The sequence below is a fragment of the Qipengyuania atrilutea genome (assembly GCF_013370205.1).
Classification (GTDB): domain Bacteria; phylum Pseudomonadota; class Alphaproteobacteria; order Sphingomonadales; family Sphingomonadaceae; genus Actirhodobacter; species Actirhodobacter atriluteus.
Window position 1 is genome coordinate 604,818 of sequence record NZ_JABWGV010000003.1, and the last position, 22,694, is coordinate 627,511.

At 62.6% G+C, this 22,694-nt stretch carries 20 protein-coding genes and 1 riboswitch; of the genes, 13 read left to right on the forward strand and 7 right to left on the reverse strand.

The window, feature by feature from the left end; all coding sequences use genetic code 11:
* Positions 1-43: 43 nt before the first annotated feature.
* A complete protein-coding gene (nusG, locus tag HUV48_RS10930) occupies positions 44-580 on the forward strand; it encodes a transcription termination/antitermination protein NusG (RefSeq protein WP_176267788.1) in 537 nt (178 codons plus the stop codon).
* A gap of 46 nt (positions 581-626) precedes the next feature.
* Positions 627-1,196: a protein-methionine-sulfoxide reductase heme-binding subunit MsrQ gene (locus HUV48_RS10935; RefSeq protein WP_225871640.1), complete on the forward strand. Its 570-nt coding sequence runs from the start codon at positions 627-629 to the stop codon at positions 1,194-1,196.
* Here the strand turns inward: HUV48_RS10935 and HUV48_RS10940 are convergent.
* Positions 1,193-1,699: a hypothetical protein gene (locus HUV48_RS10940; protein ID WP_176267789.1), complete on the reverse strand. Its 507-nt coding sequence runs from the start codon at positions 1,697-1,699 to the stop codon at positions 1,193-1,195. The genes HUV48_RS10935 and HUV48_RS10940 overlap by 4 nt on opposite strands.
* A gap of 245 nt (positions 1,700-1,944) precedes the next feature.
* On the opposite strand from HUV48_RS10940, the gene rplK reads away from it, so the two are divergent.
* The 3 genes from rplK (at position 1,945) to HUV48_RS10955 (ending at position 3,392) form a co-directional block, all read left to right on the forward strand.
* Positions 1,945-2,376 carry a 50S ribosomal protein L11 gene (rplK, locus tag HUV48_RS10945; RefSeq protein WP_176267790.1) on the forward strand — a complete coding sequence of 144 codons (432 nt, stop codon included), beginning with the start codon at positions 1,945-1,947 and terminating at the stop codon, positions 2,374-2,376.
* Positions 2,377-2,380: 4 nt separating this feature from the next.
* The gene (gene rplA, locus HUV48_RS10950; RefSeq protein ID WP_176267791.1) at positions 2,381-3,073 is read left to right on the forward strand and encodes a 50S ribosomal protein L1; all 693 of its coding nucleotides are present in this window, start codon (positions 2,381-2,383) and stop codon (positions 3,071-3,073) included.
* Between the two features lie 151 nt (positions 3,074-3,224).
* Positions 3,225-3,392: a hypothetical protein gene (locus HUV48_RS10955; protein ID WP_176267792.1), complete on the forward strand. Its 168-nt coding sequence runs from the start codon at positions 3,225-3,227 to the stop codon at positions 3,390-3,392.
* A gap of 10 nt (positions 3,393-3,402) precedes the next feature.
* Here the strand turns inward: HUV48_RS10955 and HUV48_RS10960 are convergent, their stop codons facing one another.
* The 5 genes from HUV48_RS10960 to HUV48_RS10980 all read right to left on the reverse strand — a co-directional run bounded on the left by HUV48_RS10960 (position 3,403) and on the right by HUV48_RS10980 (position 10,595).
* Positions 3,403-4,170: a competence/damage-inducible protein A gene (locus HUV48_RS10960; protein ID WP_176267793.1), complete on the reverse strand. Its 768-nt coding sequence runs from the start codon at positions 4,168-4,170 to the stop codon at positions 3,403-3,405.
* 44 nt (positions 4,171-4,214) lie between these two features.
* Complete coding sequence (locus HUV48_RS10965; RefSeq protein WP_176267794.1) at positions 4,215-5,744, reverse strand: flavin-containing monooxygenase; 1,530 nt, start codon at positions 5,742-5,744, stop codon at positions 4,215-4,217.
* A 36-nt stretch (positions 5,745-5,780) separates the two neighbouring features.
* Complete coding sequence (locus tag HUV48_RS10970) at positions 5,781-7,157, reverse strand: O-antigen polymerase (protein WP_176267795.1); 1,377 nt, start codon at positions 7,155-7,157, stop codon at positions 5,781-5,783.
* A gap of 121 nt (positions 7,158-7,278) precedes the next feature.
* Positions 7,279-8,670 (reverse strand): polysaccharide biosynthesis protein, encoded by a 1,392-nt coding sequence (locus HUV48_RS10975; protein WP_217906775.1) that lies wholly within the window; start codon positions 8,668-8,670, stop codon positions 7,279-7,281.
* 74 nt (positions 8,671-8,744) lie between these two features.
* Positions 8,745-10,595 (reverse strand): glycoside hydrolase family 3 C-terminal domain-containing protein, encoded by a 1,851-nt coding sequence (locus HUV48_RS10980; protein ID WP_176267797.1) that lies wholly within the window; start codon positions 10,593-10,595, stop codon positions 8,745-8,747.
* Positions 10,596-10,770: 175 nt separating this feature from the next.
* Here HUV48_RS10980 and HUV48_RS10985 point away from each other — a divergent pair, with 175 nt between their 5' ends.
* From HUV48_RS10985 to gcvPB, 8 genes are all read left to right on the forward strand, one after another.
* Positions 10,771-11,790 carry an ArsR/SmtB family transcription factor gene (locus HUV48_RS10985; protein ID WP_176267798.1) on the forward strand — a complete coding sequence of 340 codons (1,020 nt, stop codon included), beginning with the start codon at positions 10,771-10,773 and terminating at the stop codon, positions 11,788-11,790.
* Positions 11,787-12,722, forward strand: a complete 936-nt coding sequence (metF, locus tag HUV48_RS10990) for a methylenetetrahydrofolate reductase [NAD(P)H] (RefSeq protein WP_176267799.1) — start codon at positions 11,787-11,789, stop codon at positions 12,720-12,722. The genes HUV48_RS10985 and metF overlap by 4 nt, the downstream gene beginning before the upstream one ends.
* A 4-nt stretch (positions 12,723-12,726) precedes the next feature.
* Positions 12,727-13,773: a homocysteine S-methyltransferase family protein gene (locus HUV48_RS10995; RefSeq protein ID WP_176267800.1), complete on the forward strand. Its 1,047-nt coding sequence runs from the start codon at positions 12,727-12,729 to the stop codon at positions 13,771-13,773.
* Positions 13,774-16,386: a methionine synthase gene (metH, locus tag HUV48_RS11000; protein ID WP_176267801.1), complete on the forward strand. Its 2,613-nt coding sequence runs from the start codon at positions 13,774-13,776 to the stop codon at positions 16,384-16,386.
* A gap of 91 nt (positions 16,387-16,477) precedes the next feature.
* Positions 16,478-16,587: riboswitch (glycine riboswitch) on the forward strand.
* A 156-nt stretch (positions 16,588-16,743) separates the two neighbouring features.
* Positions 16,744-17,943 carry a glycine cleavage system aminomethyltransferase GcvT gene (gene gcvT / locus HUV48_RS11005; RefSeq protein ID WP_176267802.1) on the forward strand — a complete coding sequence of 400 codons (1,200 nt, stop codon included), beginning with the start codon at positions 16,744-16,746 and terminating at the stop codon, positions 17,941-17,943.
* Positions 17,944-17,947: 4 nt separating this feature from the next.
* Complete coding sequence (gene gcvH / locus HUV48_RS11010; RefSeq protein WP_176267803.1) at positions 17,948-18,319, forward strand: glycine cleavage system protein GcvH; 372 nt, start codon at positions 17,948-17,950, stop codon at positions 18,317-18,319.
* 39 nt (positions 18,320-18,358) lie between these two features.
* On the forward strand, positions 18,359-19,720 hold the full coding sequence (gcvPA, locus tag HUV48_RS11015) for an aminomethyl-transferring glycine dehydrogenase subunit GcvPA (RefSeq protein ID WP_176267804.1): 1,362 nt from the start codon (positions 18,359-18,361) through the stop codon (positions 19,718-19,720).
* Positions 19,717-21,393 (forward strand): aminomethyl-transferring glycine dehydrogenase subunit GcvPB, encoded by a 1,677-nt coding sequence (gcvPB, locus tag HUV48_RS11020; protein WP_176267805.1) that lies wholly within the window; start codon positions 19,717-19,719, stop codon positions 21,391-21,393. Before gcvPA ends, gcvPB begins: the two co-directional genes overlap by 4 nt.
* Here gcvPB and HUV48_RS11025 read toward each other — a convergent pair.
* A complete protein-coding gene (locus tag HUV48_RS11025) occupies positions 21,390-22,685 on the reverse strand; it encodes a lipopolysaccharide biosynthesis protein (protein WP_176267806.1) in 1,296 nt (431 codons plus the stop codon). The two genes, gcvPB and HUV48_RS11025, sit on opposite strands and share 4 nt — an antisense overlap.
* Between the last annotated feature and the right edge of the window lie 9 nt (positions 22,686-22,694).

Genomic DNA, 22,694 nt, shown 5'->3' on the forward strand with positions numbered 1-22,694 from the left:
CCGCCGCGCACCACCACCAGGAACAAGGTTTCACGCAGATATCATGGCACGTTGGTACATCATCCACGCCTACTCCGGTTTCGAGAACAAGGTGCGCGATTCCATTCTCGCCGAAGCGGAGCGGCTCGGCCTGTCCGAAGGGGTCGAGGAAGTCGAAGTTCCGACCGAGACCATTACCGAAGTAAAGCGCGGCAAGAAAGTTCAGGTCGAGCGCAAGTTCATGCCCGGATACGTGCTCGCCAAGCTGAACATGACCGACGACGTCTATCACCTCGTGAAGAATACGCCGAAGGTGACCGGTTTCCTCGGTAACAACAACAAGCCTCAGGCGATTTCCGAGAAAGAGGCCGCACGCTACTTCGGCGGGGTCGAGGAAGCGAAATCGGCACCGAAGAAGGACATTTCGGTCGATTACGAGATCGGCGATTCGGTCAAGGTGCTCGACGGTCCGTTCGCGAGCTTCAATGGCGTGGTCGAGGAACTCGATTTCGACAAGGCGAAGGTCAAGGTCTCGGTTTCCATCTTTGGCCGCGCGACGCCGGTCGAACTCGATTTCGAGCAAGTCGAACTGGTGAAGTGAGCCGCGGGCGTCCGCGCCCGCTTCACGCAAGCAGATAATCCGTTTGATGACGGTTCCCGTCTCGCGCCTGCTGTTGTGGGTGCTGCTGACATTGCCGGCGGCTTGGATGGCAGCGCGCTTTTCGCTTACGCCGGATGCATATGGCTACGGTCATGCCATCGGCGAGAGTGGTGACTGGGCCGCTTGGCTCCTCCTCACCACGTTAGCAGTCACGCCGCTGCGCCTCGTCTTTCGCCGTGCAAAATGGACGGGGTGGCTGCTGAAGCGGCGGCGCGATTTGGGCCTCGCCAGCTTCGCCTACGCCTTTGGCCACGCCGCGATCTACCTGTGGCGCAAGGGGTCCGCGGACATGATCCTGGACGAACTTTCGGCACCTTACATCCTGCTTGGCTGGCTCGCTTTTGCGTTGTTCCTGCCGCTCGCGGTGACCTCGAACGACCGGTCGATGAGGATCATGAAACGGTCATGGAAGCGGCTGCACCGCCTTGTCTATCCGGCGGCGGTCCTGACTTTTGTGCACTGGGCGCTATCCGCGTTCGATCCGACCACGGCCTATATTCACATCGGGATACTGGCCGCGATCGAGATCGTGCGGGTCGTGCTCCAGCGGCGTTAGAGCGTTACGTAGTTGCGGAAGCGGGCGACTTCGGCCTCGTCCACATATTTGCCGATTTCGCGGTCGAACACGCCCATGTCGGCATAGGGGCGGTATTCTTCGAATTCGTGAACCATCTTGTCGGTCATGCCGGGAATAAGGCGAATTTCCTCTTCGGTGCCGGTGTTGAGATTGACGGGCACGAATACGGTGGTGAGCACGTTCGCGGCTTCTTCTTCGGAAAGCGTTTCCATCAGCTTCGCGTTGAGAGCCGTGACGTTATCGTAAGGGCGGCTGGCTGCGACCGCCTGGGCCAGTTCGGGTGTCATGCCCTCGGCTGCAGCGAGTTGCTCTTCGGTGGCCGTATTCGCATTGAGCACGGTCATCGTGGCGGCTTCGGCGGTGCTGTCGACTTCGGTGGTCGCCGTAACATCCGTGTCGGTAGGTGCCTCGGAGGTGTTGTCCGAACAGGCGGCAAGGGCAACTGCCGAAGCGGTCAGGGCGGCGAGCGAAAAAAAGCGCATGAAACTGGAACCTCTTATTGCTAAAGGATCGCATTAGCAGTTCCTCCGCAGAAGCGAAGCGATTTCTCCGCGCATTGGTATGAGCGCATGACGGCTTGCCTTCCGGCGAAAAATCGCTATGTGCGCGGCTTCCCAGGCAACAGCTTCGGAAAACCCATGCGGAAGGTTCGCGTCCAACGCGGACCGCTCGACCGCTTATCATGACCTGCGGCGCGCCCGCGGGAACAGTGTGAAAGGAGGCCGTCATGGCCAAGAAGATCGAAGGCTATATCAAGCTGCAGGTGCCCGCGGGCACGGCAAACCCCTCTCCGCCCATCGGCCCGGCTCTGGGTCAGCGCGGCGTGAACATCATGGAATTCTGCAAGGCGTTCAACGCCGCGACGCAGGACCTCGAAAAAAGCGCACCGATCCCGACCGTCATCACGGTCTATGCGGACCGTTCGTTCACCTTCGTCACCAAGACCCCGCCTGCCAGCTTCTACCTCAAGAAGGCTGCGAAGCTGAAATCCGGTTCCAAGGAGCCCGGCAAGGTCAGCGCCGGAACCATCAAGACGAGCCAGCTGCGCGAAATCGCGGAAGCCAAGATGGCTGATCTCAATGCGAACGATCTCGACGAAGCGACGAAGATCATCGCCGGAAGCGCCCGCTCGATGGGCCTCGAAGTGGTGGAGGGCTAAGACCATGCCGAAGCAGACGAAAAAAGAACAGGTCCGCGCGAAGCTCGACAACGAGAAGCTTTATACGGTGGACGAAGCGCTCGCCACGCTGCGCGAGCACAAGGCCAAGTTCGACGAGACGGTCGAAGTCGCGATGAACCTCGGTGTCGATCCGCGTCACGCTGACCAGCAGGTCCGCGGCATGGTCTCGCTGCCGTCGGGCACGGGCAAGGACGTCAAGGTCGCGGTTTTCGCACGCGGCGACAATGCCGAGAAGGCGACTGCCGCCGGTGCTGACAAGGTCGGCGCCGAAGACCTGATGGAAGACATGCAGGCCGGTAATCTCGACTACGACCGCGTGATCGCAACGCCCGACATGATGGGTGTCGTCGGCCGTCTGGGTAAGGTGCTAGGTCCCAAGGGCTTGATGCCGAACCCGAAGCTCGGCACGGTAACGCCGAACGTGGAACAGGCCGTGAAGGACGCCAAGGGCGGCCAGGTCGAATTCCGCGTGGAAAAGCAGGGCATCATCCACTCGGGTCTCGGCAAGCTGTCGTTCTCCGACGATGCGTTGAAGCAGAACTTCAAGGCGCTGACCGACGCGGTGGTGAAGGCGAAGCCGACCGGCGCGAAGGGCAAGTATGTCCGGAAGGTCACGCTGACCAGCTCGATGGGTCCGGGCCTCAAGATGGACCTGTCCGAGATCGAAGGCGCCTAAGACACTTCGTTCTTCCAGAACTGAAGAGGCAAGGGGCCGGGGAAGCAATTCTCCGGCCCTTCGCTTGTGTGGGATCCCGGCTAAAATTGGAGGTTCGGAAAGTTATCGCTCCCGGGGCGTTCTATAAGCAACAGGACAACGGAGAACGATAATGGAATCGATTTGGACACTCATGACGATCCTTGGTCCGCTGCTGCTGATCGGCGCGATCGTGTACGCCTACATACGCAACAAGAATTCGACGCGGGAGGAAAAGGCGGCTGCAGAACGCGGTGCGCGCGAAGTGCGCGAGGACATCGATCGGCACAACAACCCGTAACGAAGGAACTTCAGATGCCGCCGGGGGTGAAGTCGTACCCAGCGGCGCTCAACCCATCGCATAGCGTATCGATGCAACTTTTCAGTTCGCCCGCATCGGTCGAGCGTACGACGAAATTGGCGCCGACCTTGCCTTCGCGAAAGAAGGGATAGCTGCCGATCTGGCACTGCTCATGCGCCTTTTCGACTTCGCGCAGCAGGCCCGAGACCTCGCTTTCCGGGATATATCCGCCGACCGTTTCGCTGATCAGCGGCGCGCCGCCTTCCAGCTTTCCGGTCAGCGCATCGAGCATTCCAGCCGTGATATGCGGCACTCCCGCCATCACGAAGATATTCTCGATCTGGATACCCGGTGCGCCGGAGCGGTGGTTGGGAATGAGTTTCGCGCCTTCGGGCGTGCGTGCCATTCGCAGGCGCCCTTCGTTGAGGCCGCCCTTGTCCGCGTAATACCGGTCGAGGATCGCGCGCGCTTCCGGATGAACGATCACGGGAACGCCGAGCGCGGCCGCAATGGCATCGACGGTGATGTCATCGTGCGTGGGCCCGATCCCGCCTGTGGTGAACAGGTAGTCGTTGCGCTCCGCTAGGGTACGGACAGCTTCGACGATCCGCTCTTCGACGTCCGCAACGACGCGGACTTCGGCCAGACGAATGCCTTGGACCTGCAGCCAGGATGCCACCTGCGCTATGTTCTTGTCGTGTGTGCGTCCCGACAGGATCTCGTCGCCGATCACGACGAGGGCAGCGGTGTAGATGCGGTCGGTCTTCGGGCTGGTCATAGCGGCCTATCTAGGAACGCAGCTACGCGCGGGGAAGCGGTTTGTCAGATTGCGCTTGCCGGTTCGCTATGCCGCCGTGCGTCCGCATCTGCTGCCGCTGCCAGTTCAAGGATGCCGTCGTCGACCGGATCCTCGCTCATGAGCTTTCTGTCCTCGAGGTAATTCTGGTTAAGCCTCCACGGAAAACGCTTCGCGTTGCGCGGCATCAGGTGCTTGGACCGCTGGATATAACCGCTGCTGAAATCGAAGATGTCGTCTTCCTCGAGCGCCTGCCGCTCGCTCTCGCCGAGAACCGGAACGGCTAGCGACGCGCCCTTGTCCTTCATCAGGTTCAGGACGCGGCAGACATAGTCGGCGTTGGTATCGGCGCGAAGGGTCCAACTCGCATTGAGATAGCCGAAGACGGCCGCGAGGTTCGGCACGTTCGAGAACATGCAGCCCTTGTAATAATAACGCTGCGCGAAATCGATTTGCTCGCCGTCGAGCGAGACCTTGATCTTTCCGGCGATGACCAGCTTCAACCCGGTCGCGGTGACGATGATATCGGCCGGCAGGAAGTCCCCGCTTTCGAGGCGAACGCCCTTTTCGTCGATCGAAGCGATGCGGTCGGTCACGATCCGCGCGTCGCCCGACTTCAGTGCATCGAACAAGTCGTTGTCGGGCACGAGGCACAGCCGCTGGTCCCATGGATCGTAGGGCGGGTCGAAATGCTTCTGTTCGTACGCATCGCCCAGTGCCTTGCGCAGCCGTTTCGACAGGTACTCCTTCATCTTTTCGGGCTTCGTGCGGGCGCGGTGGAAGCCGTAATCCTGCATCTTGATGTTCTTCCAACGGGTGACGCGGTACGCCGTTTCTTCCGGCAGGAACTTGCGGAGCGTGTTGGCGAACCAGTCCTTCGCCGGGCGCGAGAACATCCAGGTCGGCGTGCGCTGGAGCATCGTGACCCGCTTCGCCTTTTCCGACATTGCCGGGACGAGCGTGACCCCGGTCGCTCCGGATCCGATTACGACCACCTCCTTTCCGGTGTAATCGTAGTCTTCCGGCCAGAACTGCGGGTGCAATATATCGCCGCCGAACGCGCTCGTATCAATGCCGGCGTCATGCGGCTCGTCGTAGTCGTAATAGCCCGACCCGAGATAGAGCCACTGCGCCGTCATTTCCGTGCGTTCGCCGTCCGCTTCGATAACCACGTGCCAGCGCGCTTCGCGCGATACGAAGTCGGCGGACACGACCTTGTGCGAGAAGCGGATATGCGGTCTGATCCCGCGGGTCGCCACGATGCGGTCCAGATACTCGAGAATGCTTGCGCCGTCGGCGATCGATTTCTTGTGCGTCCACGGCTCGAACTCGAAACCGAGCGTGTGCATGTCACTGTCCGAGCGCACGCCGGGATAGCGGAACAGGTCCCACGTACCGCCGATATCCGCGCGCCGTTCGATAATCGCGTAGCTGCGGTCGGGGCACTTCTCGGTCATGTGCGCGGCCATGCCGATGCCGGATATTCCCGCGCCGACGATCAGGACGTCGACGTGGTTGTCAGAGTTCGAGGAAGCGGTTTGGTCGGGGGCTGGCATTGGGTTGTTATTCCGAAAAGCGTCTCGAATAGCAACCTAGTTCGATAGCGAAGCCTGCCGTTCGGCCATTGCGGCGAGGCGCTCGCGCCGTTCCTTCGGCGTAAGCGTGTGCGGATGCCTCGCTCCCTGCCCCTCGAACATGCACCTGGGAGAGGGGCGGGCAGGCTTCCAGCCATAAAGGCGTGCGATTGCCAGCGTGAGGACCAGCGGGCCGAGGTAGAACGGCAGCACGCGTACGAAGGAGAGCAGGGTTCCGTCACGGAACACGATGATCGAACTCGCTGCTACGAGTGAATAGGCGAGGTAGGTGACGGCACTGCCGCGTTGCCGCGCGAACCAGCGATAGACCAGCGAATAGAGCAGCGCGATCGCAAACGCCTGGATCACGATGCCGACATAGCCGAGCGACATCCAGCCCATGCCGGGCAGCGAAACGGTCAGGCCTGTGGGATGGCCGTAGTCCTGCAGCGAGAAGAACTGCACGGGCGAGCCGACCGGCTTTTCCGGCCATAATGCGCGGGGGACCGGCTCGGTGAAGATTTGCAGGTTGTTCGCGAAATAGTCGTAGCTGCCGCTTCGCTGCGGGACGGCGTAGACCACGTATTCGAAATATTCGAGGTTGGCGAAATCCATGTGCTCCAAGGGTTTCAGCCGGTCGATGTCGACCACGCGCGCGGACCGCTCGCCGATGAAAACCTGCCGCACGCTGCTGCCCCGGTCGAGCACGATGAGGTTGAAGGCCGTCGCCACCGCGAGCATCAGGGCGAAACCGCGCCAGGCGGGCCATTTGCTGCCTTTTTCCAGCAGGTAGCTCAAACAGATGGCGAGGACCGCGAACACCAGCGGAGCGCGAAATCCGGTTCCCGCCTGCAACACCGCGAACCCTGCGAACAGCGGCCAGCTGTACCAGCGGTAGCGCGCCAGCCAGACGAGCAGTACTGCGAGCGGAGCCAGCATCATGCTGGTGTCGGTCAGCCAGCCGATGTTCGTCGTGTTGACGTTGATGCCCGTCGCGGCATCGCGGATCATCGTCTCGAACTCGCGGGCGCGGCTGCCCCAGACGTTGATCTGCGACCACACGGCGAGCGGCCCGACTATACCCGCAGTGATGAGGATCGGCTTCGCGAGCAGCCGGCGCGCCTCTTCGAACCGGCTCTCTTCCAGCTTTTGCAGCGGCTCGCCGCACAGTTTTACCGCGGTCAGTACGAACACCAGCATGGCTAGGTTCGCGCCGAGGATGACGGTTATCTTGTCGCTCTGAGAGGGGTAGAACTCGTAAAGGCGGTAGACGAAGTCGAAATCGTAGAAATAGGCGACGAGCGGACGCAGGACGAAAACGAACCCGTGAAATGCGAGGTACAGCGTCGCCGGATGCGCGAAGGATGCCTGCCGAAGCCGGAGAAACCAGAACACGGTTCCTGCAAACAGCGCTAGCGATGCGAAGAGGAGGAACAGGTACATTCGCAGACTTTCGGAGGTGTTCTTCGTGCCGGATGTCTGACTAAACCGTTCGGCTGATGGTAGACAAGCGGGCTTAGTGTGTTTTGCGCGGATCGATCAGCCTGCCGACGATCGCGATATCCGCCAGCCGCTCCTTCGCGAAAAGGTCGCGGCACAAGGCCGGCAACGAATAGCCGGTTGCTCTGACAGACGAACGAAGCAGCGGCACAAGCTGCGACAGTTCGGCGGCGATCAGCATTGCCGCAACTACGCTCAGCGGCGCGCCAGCGAATGCGAGAACGAAAGCTCCTGCAATTCCGGCGCCCGAACCGGCAAGGTAGAAACCCGCTACGCGCGCATGGGCATTCATTGCCGACAGGATGGCGATAGGGGCGGCACTTAGCGCGCGGATCGTTCCAGCTGCCAGCAGGACGAGAGCGAGACCGTAAGAGAACTCGGTCTTGCCGACCGTCCATGCGTGCTGAAGCGGCGGACCGACCACCAAAACGACTGCAGCGAAGGCTAACGAAACGCAGAGTGTGACCAGCGTCGTGGTGGTGAGCAGTCTTCGCCGAAGTTCGCTCTCGTCGCCCGAAAGATGGCCTGCTTCGAAGAATTGTGCGTTGAAGACGAAGTTGGTGAAGAGGTCGAGCAGCCGCACGATCGTGCGCGTCGCGACGAAAGCGGCAAGGACCGCCGGTCCGAAGATCGCGCCTACGAGGAGTACATAGCCTTGCAGGTTAAGCCCGTAAACGAGCGGCATGGCGATAAATGCGAGCGAGGGGGCGGCGAGACTGCGCAGTAAACCTGCCTGACGCGCGCCGCCGCTACGCGCGAACATGGCGGGAATTGCGCTACGGGCGATCATCATGCCGCCGATCGTGAACGCGAGCCGCACGGCGACGAGGCCTCCGACGAGAATCGCGAAATCGCTTCCGACTGCGAGCAGGATGGCGAGCGCCACTACTTCTGCTGCCGATGCCCCTGCCTGCAGCCAGATATGCTCAGGATAGCGGCCGGCGTAACGAAGCGGGATTTCGAGCACGGTCATCTGCGCCGTAACGAGGGCATAAATACCGAGCAGGATCAGAGCGGCGCGTACTTCTTCGGCCGATACCGAGGTCTGCAAATCTACGTCTCGCTCCACAACGAGGAGTCCGATCGCGATCGCGGCGAAGGAAAGGATCAGCGTGGAAAGAAGCGCCGCCGCGCGGGCAGAGCGGTAGATTGCGGCTGGCTCGCCCCCATCGCCGCAATGTGTTTCTGCCAGAGCGCGGTTCGCTCCTGCAGCGGAGACGCCTGCCGCCGCCATGCACAGATAGGCGGGCAGGGCGAAGATCATCAGCCATACCCCGACGCGCGCCTCGTCCCAGAAGGCGAAGAGTACCGGCAGCAGAATGAGCTGGGAAAGGATGCGCAGCACTGTCGAGATCGCATTGGCCGCAATGCCGCGGCGCAGGCGCGTGCGGTCGGCGGGGGAGGCCATGCTGCTCATTGCAAACCTGTTTGGCGCGCAGTGGGCGTTGCTGCAACGCCGGTTCTGAGGCGCTCAACAGTTTGTCACGCCCACAGTCGGATGTCTCGGTCCGGGATCGCGGGACGGCCCCCGCCGGCAAGCGAGGTCATCGTGTCGGCCAGCTCCTGCGAGACATGCGCGACCGCCTCGTTTCGCGTTGCACTGCTTCCGCCGATTGCGACCCGGTAATCGCCCGGCGCGACCTGGACGAGGCCGTTCTCGGCGAACATGCCGAGCTCTCCCGCACCGAGGTCGAAGGAGAGGTCGCGCGTTTCACCTGCGGCAAGGCGCACTTTCGCGAATGCCTTCAAGGCACGGCGTGTGCTTTTCGGAGCGCCGACCGGCTCGATATAAAGCTGCACCGTCTCTTCGGCCTCGCGCTTCCCAATATTCTTAAGCCGGCAGACCGCGGCAAGCTGGTCTTTCTGCCGCTCGATCGCGAGGTCGTCGTAGGCGAAGTCGCCGTAGCCAAGCCCGTGTCCGAATGGATAGGTCCTGCACGGCGGTTCCTCCGGCAGCTTTCCGCGCGGACTGCTTTCGCCCAGTATCAACTCTGCCAATACTTCTCCCATGACCGGGCCTGCATCGCCGCAGTAGAGAATGGCGGAGGCCGACGGCTCGAGCCAATCGAGCGTGGGCAGTTCCGGCGCGCACACGACGGCGATAACGGATGAATGCGATGCGGCGAGAGCGCGGATCTGTTTCCGTTCCTCCGGTGTGCCCGCACCGATCATACATATGGCGACGTCCGGTGCCTGATCGCGGGAAGAGAGGTGCGGCAAGAAGCGGTGCTTCATTCCTCCGCGCTGGAAGGCATCGACCAGTGAAACGCCTTCTGCCATCGCGGCGAAACCCGTACGCTCGAAGGTATCGGCAGCAAGCCCGCCGATAATTGCGAGATCACGCGCGCCGGATGCAAGCGGCAGCACGGCATTCTCGTTCTTGAGCAGTACGACCGCGCGGCTGACAATGTCTAATGCCACTTCGCGGTGGACCGGAGACAGTTCCGGCTTCTTGCTCGCGCCCCGGCCACAATAGAGGTAGGGATCGCGAAGCAAGCCGAGATCGAATTTGGCGCCGATGACGCGGCGCACTGCGTTGTCGAGTTTCATCGCCGATACCCGGCCCGATCGGACAGCATCAATGGCCGCGTCTAGGGGAAATGCCAGTAGACTCGGTGCGTCTTCGCCGAGCGCTGCCGCCGCGATGGCCCGCCATTCCGACAGGACGATTGCCCCGGTATCCCACCGCCTCGAAAGCGGATCGAGGGGCGCATCGTGGAGATCGATGCAGCCCACGCGTCCTTCGCGGGCGGACGCGAGAAACGGCGGTAGGAAGGTTTCGGCGCTGTCGGCACGGGGGCCGAAAGACAGATTCGCGAGCACGGCGTCCGGACGGTTCAGATTGTCGCCCTGCAAGCCCCTGATACGCGCGGCGATGATCCGCGATGCGAGCATCGGTTCTTCGATGTCGCTCTCGGCGCCTACTGACGGGCCGAAGGCCCAGCAGATGCCGCATGCGGCCGCCTCGATCGCGGCGATACGGTCGCTGCGGGCTATCGCCTCGGGGTTCCAGCTTGCTGCCGCGCAGCGGGACGAGGGCATCTGTGTAAGGACACCATTGGAGGTGTCGGCGGCAAAGGTAAGCGGGATGCCAAGCCTGCTTTCCTCGACCGTAATCCGTTGCAGTTCTCTGATCGCGCCGAGGTCGGTGCCGATTTCCGAACGGTCCAGCCAGATGTGCCCGACCAAGCCTGCTGCGAGTTTATCGTGCGCCTGCTGGAGGCCGGGCGCGATGAGCAGTTGGCCGAGTTTTTCTTCCAGCGTCATCAAGGCGAGCAGATCGTCGATGAGGCGCGTGCGCTCTCCGATCATTCTACCGGCGCGGTCGAACATGGCTCTGGCTGTCCTCCCGGTGCTTGAGGCTGCGAGGCACACGGCGAATTCCGAAGCGCAAACGGCCCATTTCAGGACTGTGCGAAGCTGAACGGAAAGCGTAAATATCGACTTAACGGCATTGGCGAGCGCAGCATTTACAGATATAAAAATATCTTTATATGATGGTTGTTCAATGAGGACCGAAACCATCTTTCGTGCTCTGGCAGACGCCACACGCTTGCGCATTCTCCGCCTGCTTGGCGAGATGGAGCTTGCCGTGGGTGAACTGGCGCAGGTGCTCGGGCAAAGTCAGCCGCGCGTATCGCGGCATGTTGCCATTCTGTGCGATGCCGGTTTGGCGGAGCGGCGCAAGGAAGGTAGCTGGGTGTTTTTGCGCGCCTGCTCCGCTGCCGAAGGCGGTTCTGCGCTTACCCCGCTGTTCGCTGACCTGCTCGAACGTGCGGAAGTGGAGGATGCGGATTTCGGTGCGCAGTGCCATTCGGACCGCCGCCGCCTCAGCGAAATTCGCTCGGCCCGCGAGGCCCATGCGGGCGAATATTTCGCGCGTCATGCCGACGAATGGGACGATCTGCGCCGGCTTTACGGAGCCGACAGCGCCGTGGAGCGCAAGCTGAGCGAGGCGCTGACGCAAACGCCGGTGGGACGGCTGCTTGACATCGGCACCGGCACCGGGCGCATGGCGGAACTGTTTGCGCCGCATGCGAGCCACATCGTCGCGCTCGACAAGAGCCTCGACATGCTGCGCGTCGCGCGGGCAAAATTGCAGCATCTGCCGGCAGAGAGCATCGAACTGATCCAGGGCGATTTTGCCGACCTGCCGTTCGAAGCGGGCAGTTTCGATACCGTCCTGCTGCACCAGGTCCTTCACTTCGCGCAGGACCCGATGCGCGCGATTACGGAAGCGGCGCGGGTGACCCGCCCGGGCGGCCGCATCGCGGTAATCGACTTTGCCGCACACGACCGCGAGGAGCTGCGTACGCGTCATGCGCACACGCGCCTCGGTTTCGAGGATACGGACATGGCCGAGGCTTTCGTTTCAGCCGGTTATCGCCCTGCCGATCCGATCGCGGTGGAAGGCGGGGAACTCGCCGTCATGATTTGGAGCGGCGAGCGTACCGGTAACGCTGCATCGCCCGCCAACGACAGCTTCGCGTCCGACAAGGGCGCCACAAGGAAAGCGGCTATTCGATGACAGTGCAGACCAGCCCGGTGAACGACCGCGCGCATGAGGAATTCACGGCGCACGACGCGCCGCTCTTCTCCGGCTTGCCCGGCGATATTTCGGCTTCATTCGAGTTCTTCCCGCCCAAGACGGAGAAGATGGAAGCAAAGCTGTGGGACGCCGTATCGGAATTGAAGCCGCTCGGCCCAAGCTTCGTGTCGGTCACATACGGGGCGGGGGGTTCCACCCGCGAGCGAACCCATGCGACCGTGGCGCGGATCATCGACGAAGCCGGGCTTCCCGCTGCCGCGCACCTCACCTGCGTCGGGGCCAGCAAGGCGGAAATTCGCGAGGTCGCAGAGCACTATTGGGAAGCGGGCGTACGCCATATCGTCGCGCTGCGCGGCGATGCAGGCGAACCGGGCGCTCCCTTCACTCCGCATCCCGACGGTTACGCGAGCGCAGCCGACCTCGTCGCTGGACTGAAGGACATCGCCGATTTCGACATCTCGGTCGCAGCTTATCCCGAAACGCATCCCGACGCCGACTGTCCGCAGGCCGACCTGGACAATCTGAAGCGAAAGCTCGACGCAGGCGCGAGCCGGGCGATCACGCAGTTCTTTTTCTCCGCCGAAACCTTCTTCCGGTTTCGCGACGAGGCTGCGGCGTGCGGGATCGCCGCGCCGATCATTCCGGGGATTTTGCCGGTCACGAATGTCGCGCAGGCCCGTAAGTTTGCTGGCGCCTGCGGGGCGGAGATACCGGCCTGGATGGACGGACTGTTCGAAGGTCTCGACGCTCGCCCTGCGGCGCGGCAACTGGTGGCCGCCACGGTGGCCGCCGAACTGTGCCGCCGCCTTTATGCAGGCGGGGTGCGCGATTATCACTTCTACACGCTGAACCGGGCCGACCTCGCTTATGCGATCTGTCACATGCTCGGAATGCGGCCGACGGGCGCCTGAACTTATGAGCATACGCGACACACTACGGGCCGAGGCGGCCAAGGCGATCCTGATCAAGGACGGACCCTACGGAACGGCGATCCAGAACGCCAAGCTGGCGGCGGAAGATTACGCGGGCGATACCGGCCTCGAAGCGGACCAGAAGGGCAACAACGACCTCGTTAATCTCACGCAGCCGCAAGTCATTCGCGCGATCTGCGACGAGTACATTGCCGCCGGAGCCCGCGTGCTCGCGACCAACACCTTCAATGCGAACCGCATCAGCCAGGCCGATTACGGCGCCGAAGGACTGGTGCGCGAGATCAATATGTCGGCGGCGCGCATTATCCGCGAAGCGGCGGACGAGGCGAGCGCGAAGGACAGCCTGCCGCGGTTCGTCTGCGGCGCAGTCGGGCCGACCAATAAGACGCTTTCGCTGTCGCCCGATGTCGAGGACCCCGGTTTTCGCGAAGTGACCTTCGACGAGATCGTTGATGTATACCGCGAGCAATGCGCGGCGCTGCTCGATGGCGGCTGTGATACGATCCTAATCGAAACGGTGTTCGATACGCTCAACTGCAAGGCCGCGATCATGGCAGTGAAGCAGCTGGAGCGCGAGCGGGGCGAGGACATCCCGCTGATGATCTCGCTGACCCTGACCGATCTTTCGGGCCGCAATCTGTCGGGCCATACGGTCGAGGCATTCTGGTACGCGGTGCGCCATGCGAAGCCTGTTACCATCGGTCTCAATTGCAGCTTCGGTGCGGACCAGCTGCGTCCGCACGTCCAGCTTCTGTCCGACATCGCTGATACGCTGCTGATGGCCTATCCCAATGCAGGCCTGCCCAACGAGCTTGGCGAATATGACGAACTTCCCGAAACCACTGCCTCGCTGGTCGGGCGGTGGGCCGAGAACGGGCGGGTCAACATCCTCGGCGGATGCTGCGGCTCGACACCCGCACATATCGCCGCAATGGCGCAGGCAGTCGATGGCGTGGCGCCGCGCAAAGTGCCTGAAGTCGGCGCGAAGATGCGCCTCGCGGGCCTCGAACCCTTCACGATTGCAGCATAGATGAGCGACCTCACCACAGCCCGCTTCGTCAATATCGGCGAGCGTACCAATGTGACCGGCAGCGCCCGGTTCAAGAAGCTCATCATGGCGGACGACTACACCACCGCCGTCGAGGTGGCGCGCGACCAGGTCGAAAACGGCGCGCAGGTGATCGACGTCAACATGGATGAGGGTCTGCTCGATGCCGAGCAGGCGATGACGACCTTCCTCAAGCTGATCGCTGCCGAACCGGACATTGCTTCCGTTCCTGTGATGATCGACAGCTCCAAGTGGGAGGTGATCGAGGCGGGCCTCAAATGCGTTTCCGGCAAGCCGATCGTCAATTCGATCAGCATGAAGGAAGGCGAGGACGCTTTTCTTGCACATGCGCGCAAATGCATGGATTACGGTGCAGCCGTGGTCGTCATGGCGTTCGACGAGACAGGGCAGGCCGACAGCCGCGACCGCAAGGTCGAGATTTGCAAGCGGGCTTACGATCTTCTGACCGGCATCGGTTTTCCGGCCGAGGATATCATCTTCGACCCCAACATATTCGCGGTCGCGACCGGAATTGAAGAGCACGACCGCTACGGCCTCGACTTCATCGAGGCGGTGAAGGAAATCAAAGCGCAGTGTCCGCACGCAAAGACCAGCGGCGGCCTGTCCAACCTCTCTTTCAGCTTCCGCGGTAACGAGACCGTGCGGCGCGCGATGCACTCCGTGTTTCTCTACCACGCCATTCCCGCCGGGCTCGACATGGCGATCGTGAACGCGGGCCAACTCGACGTTTACGACGCGATCGACCCGGAGCTGCGCGAGGCGTGCGAGGACGTCATCCTCATGCGCCGTAGCGATGCGACCGAGCGCCTCATCGACTTGGCCGAAAGCTACAAGGGCAAGGACGCGAAGGCGGAGAAAGAAGCGGCGGAATGGCGCGGCTGGCCGGTCGCAAAGCGGCTGGAGCACGCGCTTGTCAAGGGTATCGACGCCCACGTGGTCGAGGATACCGAGGAAGCGCGGCAGGCGGCAGCCGCCGCAAATGGCCGCCCGATCCACGTCATCGAAGGCCCGCTGATGGACGGAATGAACGTGGTTGGCGACCTGTTCGGTTCGGGCAAGATGTTCCTGCCGCAAGTGGTGAAATCCGCGCGCGTGATGAAGAAGGCCGTGGCCCACCTTATCCCCTATATCGAAGCCGAAAAGGAAGAGGGCGCGAAGGCCAAGGGCAAGATCGTCATGGCGACAGTGAAGGGCGACGTTCACGATATCGGCAAGAACATCGTCGGCGTGGTCCTGCAATGCAACGGCTACGAGGTGATCGACCTCGGCGTGATGGTGCCTTGGGCGAAGATCCTCGAAACCGCGAAGGAACGCGACGCCGACATGATCGGGTTGTCGGGTCTCATCACGCCGTCGCTCGACGAGATGGTTACGGTGGCAGAGGAAATGACGACTGCGGAAATGACCATGCCGCTGCTGATCGGCGGAGCGACGACGAGCAAGGTGCATACCGCGCTCAAGATCGATCCGGCGTACAGCGGTCCAGTGATACACGTGCTCGACGCGAGCCGCGCGGTGGGGGTCGCTTCCCGGCTGCTGTCCGACACTCAGCGTGACGGGCTGGTTGCCGATACTTCGGACGAATACGAAAAGGTGCGCCTTGCGCGTGCCGGCAAGTCGCAGAGCGTGCTGCTTTCCCTCGAAGAGGCGCGGGCCAATCATTACGACCCGTTCTATAGCGACAAGCCCGCGCCGCCGTCACAGCCGGGGCTGCACACCTTCCCCGACTGGGACCTGGAAGACCTGCGCGATTATATCGACTGGACGCCGTTCTTTCGCGCATGGGAACTGCACGGCAATTACCCGGCGATCCTCGAAGACGACGTGGTGGGGGAGACCGCCACGCAGCTGTTCGCCGATGCCAATGATATGCTCGACCGGATCATCGGAGAGAAGTGGCTTACGGCCAAGGGGGTCGCCGGCTTGTGGCCCTGCGCACGCGACGGCGATGACATCACCGTCCATGTTGACGAGGGCGAGCATCCGGTCCTGCCGTTCCTGCGCCAGCAGGTGCGCAAGTCGCGCGACCGCGCTAACATGTGCCTAGCCGATTTCATCGACCCGGCGGGCGACTGGATCGGCGGCTTTGCAGTCGGCATCCACGGGATCGAGCCGCATTCCGCGGCGTTCCTCGACGATAAGGACGATTACTCCGATATTCTGCTGAAATCCTTGGCCGACCGTTTCGCTGAGGCTTTCGCTGAGCGGCTGCATCAGCATGTCCGCACGGACCTGTGGGGCTATGCACCGGGCGAGCAACTGACCAATCAGGCGCTCATCAAGGAAGAATACCGCGGAATCCGTCCGGCGCCCGGCTATCCCGCCTGCCCCGATCACAGCCTGAAGCCGATCCTGTTCGATATGCTCAACGCGCCGGAGAATGCTGGCCTGACGCTGACCGAAAACTTCGCGATGCTGCCGACCGCGGCGGTCAGCGGCTTCTACTTCGGCCACCCGGAAGCGCAATATTTCGGCGTGGCGCGGATCGGGCGCGACCAGATCGAGGATTATGCCAAGCGGCGCGGGGTCGATCTGGCGACGGCGGAGCGGTGGCTGCGGCCCAACCTCGATTAGGCTGATAACGAGCGGCAAGGCAGAGCTATCGCGATTGACCGCGCTGCTGCTTTCGCGCAGGAACTTTTCGTCGCCGGCGAAGTGATTCTCCGGCCGATGCGCGGGAGAGCCCGCCCGTTTCCGGGTAGAACCGGAAAGCAGGCGGCACCGAAGGAGCAACCGCCCCGGAAACTCTCAGGTACAAGGGACCGCGCACCGGCAGACACTCTGGAAAGCGGGCGGCTTGCCGCCCCACCGAAGGGGTAAGCGCGTCCGGCCTATCGGGTGCGTCAGTCTCTCAGGTTTTCCCGACAGAGGGGGCGCGATGAAAGGCGTTTCGCCCATGGAACGCCCGCGCACCTTTGACGGGAACGAGATTTGAGTAGCGACGACAGCGAAATTGCCGAAATCCAGACCTTGCCGCTAGACAGCTGGCATCGGGCCAAGGGCGGCAAGATGGTGCCCTTCGCCGGCTACGAAATGCCGATCCAGTACGCCAAGGAATCGGGCGGCGGCATCGTTGCCGAGCACGACTGGACCCGCAGTTCAGCCTCGCTGTTCGATGTCTCGCACATGGGCCAGCTTCTCGTTACGGGCGAGAACGCTGCCGAAGCGCTCGAAGCTCTCGTACCCGGCGCAATCACCAGCCTGAAGCCGGGCCGGGTGCGTTACACCCTGCTGCTGAACGATGATGGCGGCGTTCTCGACGATCTGATGATCACCAACGTGACCGAATGGATCGAACCCGAAGAAGACGACGACGGCAATGTCGTTGCCGAGGGTCATTGGGGCGAGCCGACCTATTACCTCGTCGTCAACGGCGCGACCAAGTGGGATGACATCGCGCATCTGCGCGAGCATCTGCCCGACGAGGTGACGCTGACGCATATGGACGACCAGGCGCTGATCGCGCTGCAGGGTCCGAATGCGGCGACAGCGCTCAACCGCGTGATGCGGGGCATTCCGGAAAACCTGACTTTCATGCAGTCGATGGAACACGAATTTGGCGAGTGGAAGCTCAGGATTACCCGCGCCGGTTACACGGGCGAAGACGGGTTCGAGATTTCCGTTCCGGCCGAACATGCCGAACCGCTCGCCAACCGCTTGTGCGCCGAAATCGAAGTGCGGCCCGCCGGGCTGGGCGCGCGCGACAGCTTACGCCTCGAAGCGGGCCTGCCGCTTTACGGCCACGATCTGAACGACGAAACCGATCCGGTCAGCGCCGGACTTCAATTCGCTCTGTCGAAGAAGCGCCGCGAAACGGGTGGCTACATGGGACATCAGGCCTGCGCGGTGAAGCTGAAGGACGGCTGCGCGAGTACGCGCGTCGGTCTCGTGCTCGAAGGGCGGCTTCCGGCCCGTGAGGGCGCGCTCATATACGACGGCGACACGGAAGTCGGCCGGGTTACCAGCGGCGGTTTCTCGCCTACGCTCGCCCATCCGGTAGCTATGGCTTACGTCGGCGCCGATTATTCCGGGGACGGCACGAAACTGCAGATCGAAGTGCGCGGCAAGCGCCTCGATGCGACGGTCGCGCCGATGCCGTTCGTACCCCACAGATACCACCGCGGAGATTGACCAAATGGCCCGTTATTTCACCGAAGAACACGAATGGATCGACGTCGAGGGCGATAGCGCGACGGTCGGCATCACCGATTACGCGCAGGAGCAACTCGGAGACATTGTCTTCGTCGAACTGCCCGACATCGGCGCGCAGGTCGCGAAGGGCAAGGATGCCGCGGTCGTCGAAAGCGTCAAGGCGGCAAGCGACGTATATTCGCCGATTACCGGCGAAGTGACCGAAGCGAACGATGCGCTCGAAGACGATCCGGAACTGGTCAACTCCAGCCCGGAAGAAGACGGCTGGTTCTTCAAGCTGACGATCGCGGACAAGAGCGAACTCGAAGGGCTGATGGACGAAGCCGCCTACAAGAGCTTCTGCGACAGTCTTTGACGATATTCCCGTCCCGATGCGGACGGACAAGGAATTACCATGCGCTACCTTCCCCTGACCGATAGCGACCGCGGCGACATGCTCGCCACAATCGGCGTTTCCGATATCGACGACCTGTTCGTGGACGTGCCAGCAGAAGCACGGCTTTCCGGCCCGATCGAAGGCTTGCCGACGCACGCCAGCGAAATGGCGGTCGAGAAGCACATGCGCCGCCTGTCGAAGAAGAACCTAGCTGCTGCGGACGCCGCGTTCTTCTGCGGAGCGGGCGCATACCGCCACCATGTGCCGGCTACGGTCGATCACATCATTCAGCGCGGCGAATTCCTGACGGCCTATACCCCGTATCAGCCGGAAATCGCGCAGGGCACGCTGCAGATGCTGTTCGAGTTTCAGAGCCAGGTGGCGAAACTCTACGGCTGCGCGGTCGCGAATGCCTCCATGTACGACGGCTCGACCGCGTGCTGGGAAGCGGTTGCGATGGCCGGCCGGGTAACGAAGAAGAAACGCGTCGTCCTCTCCGGCGCGCTGCATCCGCATTACGCCGAAGTCGTGAAGACGATGGCGAAGTTCACCGAAGACGAGATCGCTGGCGGGCTGCCTTCGATGCAGGGCTCGCCCGATGACGCCGGACTGATCGAGCGGATCGACGAAAACACGAGCTGCGTCGTGGTGCAGTACCCCGATATTCTCGGACGTATTTCCGACCTAACAGAAATCGCCGATGCAGCGCACAAGAAAGGCGCGTTGCTGATCGTGGTGAATACCGAACCGGTGGCGCTGGGCGCGATCAAGGCTCCGGGCGAGATGGGCGCGGATATCGTCGTGGGCGAGGGCCAGTCCATCGGCGTCGGCCTGCAGTTCGGCGGGCCATACCTCGGCCTCTTCGCCGTGCGCGATCCGAAGCACGTGCGCCAGATGCCGGGCCGGCTGTGCGGCGAGACCGTCGATGCGGAGGGCAAGCGCGGTTTCGTGCTGACACTCTCGACGCGTGAACAGCATATTCGGCGCGAGAAAGCGACCAGCAATATCTGCACCAATTCCGGCCTCTGCGCGCTTGCCTTCAGCGTTCACATGACGCTGCTCGGCGAGAAGGGACTGCGCACGCTGGCGGCGGAAAACCACCGGCTCGCCTGCCTCGCAGCTGACAAGCTCGACGCCATCCCCGGCGTGCGCGTCCTCAACGATGCGTTCTTCAACGAGTTCACCGTGGTGCTCGAACGCGACGCGCGCGAACTGGTGCGCGATCTTGCCGAGGACGACATTCTGGCAGGAGTATCGCTCGGACGGCTGTTTCCCCATGAGGAAGCGCTGTCGGGCGGACTGCTCGTTGCGGTCACGGAAACCGCGAGCGAGGAGGATATCGACGCCCTCTGCTCCGCCATTTCGGAGAACATGGCATGAACGCGCCCAATAAGTCCGGCTGGAAGCCCGGCACGCCGACTGATGCGACGAGCGCGATGAACGGTCCCGACACGGTGACGGGCAACCGCGCCCTGATGCTCGAAGAACCGCTCATTTTCGAAATCGGCGACAGCGAGACCACCGGCGTGGATTTCGCCTTCGCATCGCGCCTCGATCTGGCAGGCGTCGAGCAACCGAAACAGCCGACCGCTGCCAGCGAGCATCGATCGCGCCTCGGCGGTCTGGATCGCGCCGAGAAAATCGAACTTCCGGGTCTCAGCGAGCCCGAAACGGTCCGCCATTACACACGCCTCAGCCGCCAGAACTACGCCATCGACCTCGGCCTGTTTCCGCTCGGCAGCTGCACGATGAAGCACAATCCGCGCCTCAACGAAAAGGTCGCGCGGCTGCCCGGTTTTGCGGATGTCCATCCGCTGCAACCGGTGTCGACCGTGCGCGGCGCGCTTGAAGTCATCAACGAACTCGCGTTCTGGCTGATCGAACTCACCGGCATGCACGGCGTCGCCATGAGCCCCAAGGCCGGCGCGCACGGCGAGCTTTGCGGCATCCTCTGCATCCGTGCTGCCCTAGAGGCGCGCGGCGATGCCCGCGAAGTGGTGCTCGTTCCCGAAAGCGCCCACGGGACCAATCCCGCCACGGCGGCTTTTGCCGGGTACCGCGTCGAGGACATCCCAGCGAATGCTGACGGCCGCGTCGATCTGGAAGCGCTGAAGGCCCGGCTCGGTCCCGATGTCGCCGCGGTGATGATCACCAATCCCAACACGTGCGGATTGTTCGAGCCGGACATGAAGGCCATTTCCGACGCAGTCCACGAGGCCGGCGGCTTCGTCTATTGCGACGGCGCGAACTTCAACGCCATCGTCGGCAAGGTGCGCCCGGGTGACCTCGGCGTCGATGCGATGCACATCAACCTGCACAAGACCTTCTCCACCCCGCACGGCGGCGGCGGTCCGGGTAGTGGGCCGGTGGTCCTGTCCGAAGCGCTCTCACCTTTCGCCCCGCTGCCTTACACAGCGCGCACCGACGACGGGACCGTGCATCTCGTCGAAGAGGAAGACGCCGAAAGCTTCGCCCAGGAACATTACGGCACGACGATGCAGAGCTTCGGCCGCATGACCGCGTTCCACGGGCAGATGGGCATGTTCACACGCGCGCTCACCTATATCCTGAGCCACGGCGCGGACGGGTTGAAGCAGGTCGCCGAAGACGCGGTACTGAATGCGAACTACGTGCTGCGGTCCTGCGAGGACGTGCTCCACGCGCCGTTCGCGAAAAGCGGACCGTGCATGCACGAGGCGCTGTTCGGCGATAAAGGCTTCGGCGGCGAACTGACGACGCTCGACCTAGCGAAAGGCATGATCGACGAGGGCTTCCACCCGATGACCATGTATTTCCCGCTGGTTGTTCACGGCGCCATGCTGATCGAGCCGACTGAGACGGAGAGCAAGGCTTCGCTCGACCAGTTCATTGCCGCGTTGCGCCACGTGTCTTCGCGCGCAATGGACGGCGACGAGGGTCTCAAATCCGCGCCTTATTACGCACCGCGGCGCCGGCTCGACGAGACACAGGCGGCGCGCAAACCGGTGCTGGCGTGGGAAGAGCCGGAGGCGCCCTCGGGCACACCGACACAGAGCGAGCGCGGCGGGCGCTAGGAGCCTGATGCAGGGCCGGGCGGAGCGTCTTCGCCCGGCCGCTTCTTCGTATCGACAACGATCCTGATCTCGCTTTGCGAGAGGATCGCAATCCAGAAGCCGATGACAGCGAGGGCGCTTGCGCCCATGATGGCGAAGGCTGCCCCTTTAAGGCCGTTCCAGTCCATCGCCGTTTCAAGGAACGCGAAGGCTAATGCCATCGGAACGGCGCGCGCGATGAAAGCGGTGCCGGCGCGTCCTGCCGAGACGAGCAGCGATTCAAGGCTCGCCCCGACTAGTTCGATCGCGCCCGATATCGCCAGTATCACCATCGCCCAGTAGACGACGCTGAATTCCTCACCTGCGATGGTGACCAGTGCCCATCTGCCGAACAGCACTGCGAGCAGAACCGCCAAAACCCCGCCGATCAACGCAATATTGGCCATGCGCCGAGCTATCGCCATCGCCTGGTCCTGAGCATGGACGAGTTCCGGATAGATCGCTTTCGACAGCGTCTGCGCGAGTTGCACGAGTGCCTGCCCCAGCTGGGATGCGACGCGGAAGCCGCCGGCCAAACCTTCCCCTCCGATTGCTCCGACCAGCAGCAGGATTACCTGCTTGCCCGCGACGGTCAGGCTTCCCGACAGGTTGGTAGACATGACGAATTGCCAGGCGCCGGGATTATTTCTCGGTAGCCGCCAAAGACTGACATGGGGCAGTTCGATCCGTTCGTGCCGCGCCGCGATGATCCAATAGGCGGTGGCAACTGCCACTTCTGCTGCGGCCCATGCGAGGATGAAACCGAGGACGCTCGGCATGAACACGGCGGCTAGTACGGCTCCGATTGCGCGTATGACAGGTTGGACGGCGTCCGCTCCAGTCGCAAGGCCGTATTTGAAGCGCAGCCGCAGAAGGCCGGTGGGTGTAGAGCGCAGCGACAGTAGCGAGATTACACAATACAGAAAGGCGATGGGTAGCAGTTCAACCGGCAGCGGAAGCCAAAACTGCGCCGTGTAGCATAGCACCGCGGCGAGCAGCGTTCCTCCGATGACCGAGACGATGTCGAGCGCGATGGCAAAGCCGGTCGCTTCCGCTGGTCCTTTCTCGCCCGCACCCCAGCGCACAATGAACTGCCACGTCTGGAAATTCGCCAGGCCAGTGACCGTTTGTCCGAGTGCGACGATGATGGCGAACTGGCCGAAACCGTCGAACCCGAGCGTCCTCGTAGCGAGCGCCAGGTATACAAGGCTGAGGACCGCGTTGACGCCGCGCCCGCCGAGAAGCCAGCCGATATTGGTCGCAAGGCGCTTCATTATTCCGGT

Excerpts from the sequence above, each read along its gene's own strand:
- HUV48_RS10935 (WP_225871640.1), top strand. The coding sequence starts at position 627 with ATGACGGTTCCCGTCTCGCGCCTGCTGTTGTGGGTGCTGCTGACATTG.
- HUV48_RS10975 (WP_217906775.1), bottom strand. The coding sequence starts at position 8,670 with ATGGCCTCCCCCGCCGACCGCACGCGCCTGCGCCGCGGCATTGCGGCC.
- gcvPA (WP_176267804.1), top strand. The coding sequence starts at position 18,359 with ATGCGCTACCTTCCCCTGACCGATAGCGACCGCGGCGACATGCTCGCC.
- HUV48_RS10955 (WP_176267792.1), top strand. The coding sequence starts at position 3,225 with ATGGAATCGATTTGGACACTCATGACGATCCTTGGTCCGCTGCTGCTG.
- HUV48_RS10985 (WP_176267798.1), top strand. The coding sequence starts at position 10,771 with ATGAGGACCGAAACCATCTTTCGTGCTCTGGCAGACGCCACACGCTTG.
- rplA (WP_176267791.1), top strand. The coding sequence starts at position 2,381 with ATGCCGAAGCAGACGAAAAAAGAACAGGTCCGCGCGAAGCTCGACAAC.
- HUV48_RS10980 (WP_176267797.1), bottom strand. The coding sequence starts at position 10,595 with ATGTTCGACCGCGCCGGTAGAATGATCGGAGAGCGCACGCGCCTCATC.
- metF (WP_176267799.1), top strand. The coding sequence starts at position 11,787 with ATGACAGTGCAGACCAGCCCGGTGAACGACCGCGCGCATGAGGAATTC.
- gcvH (WP_176267803.1), top strand. The coding sequence starts at position 17,948 with ATGGCCCGTTATTTCACCGAAGAACACGAATGGATCGACGTCGAGGGC.
- HUV48_RS10965 (WP_176267794.1), bottom strand. The coding sequence starts at position 5,744 with ATGCCAGCCCCCGACCAAACCGCTTCCTCGAACTCTGACAACCACGTC.
- HUV48_RS10940 (WP_176267789.1), bottom strand. The coding sequence starts at position 1,699 with ATGCGCTTTTTTTCGCTCGCCGCCCTGACCGCTTCGGCAGTTGCCCTT.
- metH (WP_176267801.1), top strand. The coding sequence starts at position 13,774 with ATGAGCGACCTCACCACAGCCCGCTTCGTCAATATCGGCGAGCGTACC.
- nusG (WP_176267788.1), top strand. The coding sequence starts at position 44 with ATGGCACGTTGGTACATCATCCACGCCTACTCCGGTTTCGAGAACAAG.
- gcvPB (WP_176267805.1), top strand. The coding sequence starts at position 19,717 with ATGAACGCGCCCAATAAGTCCGGCTGGAAGCCCGGCACGCCGACTGAT.
- HUV48_RS10960 (WP_176267793.1), bottom strand. The coding sequence starts at position 4,170 with ATGACCAGCCCGAAGACCGACCGCATCTACACCGCTGCCCTCGTCGTG.
- rplK (WP_176267790.1), top strand. The coding sequence starts at position 1,945 with ATGGCCAAGAAGATCGAAGGCTATATCAAGCTGCAGGTGCCCGCGGGC.
- HUV48_RS11025 (WP_176267806.1), bottom strand. The coding sequence starts at position 22,685 with ATGAAGCGCCTTGCGACCAATATCGGCTGGCTTCTCGGCGGGCGCGGC.
- HUV48_RS10995 (WP_176267800.1), top strand. The coding sequence starts at position 12,727 with ATGAGCATACGCGACACACTACGGGCCGAGGCGGCCAAGGCGATCCTG.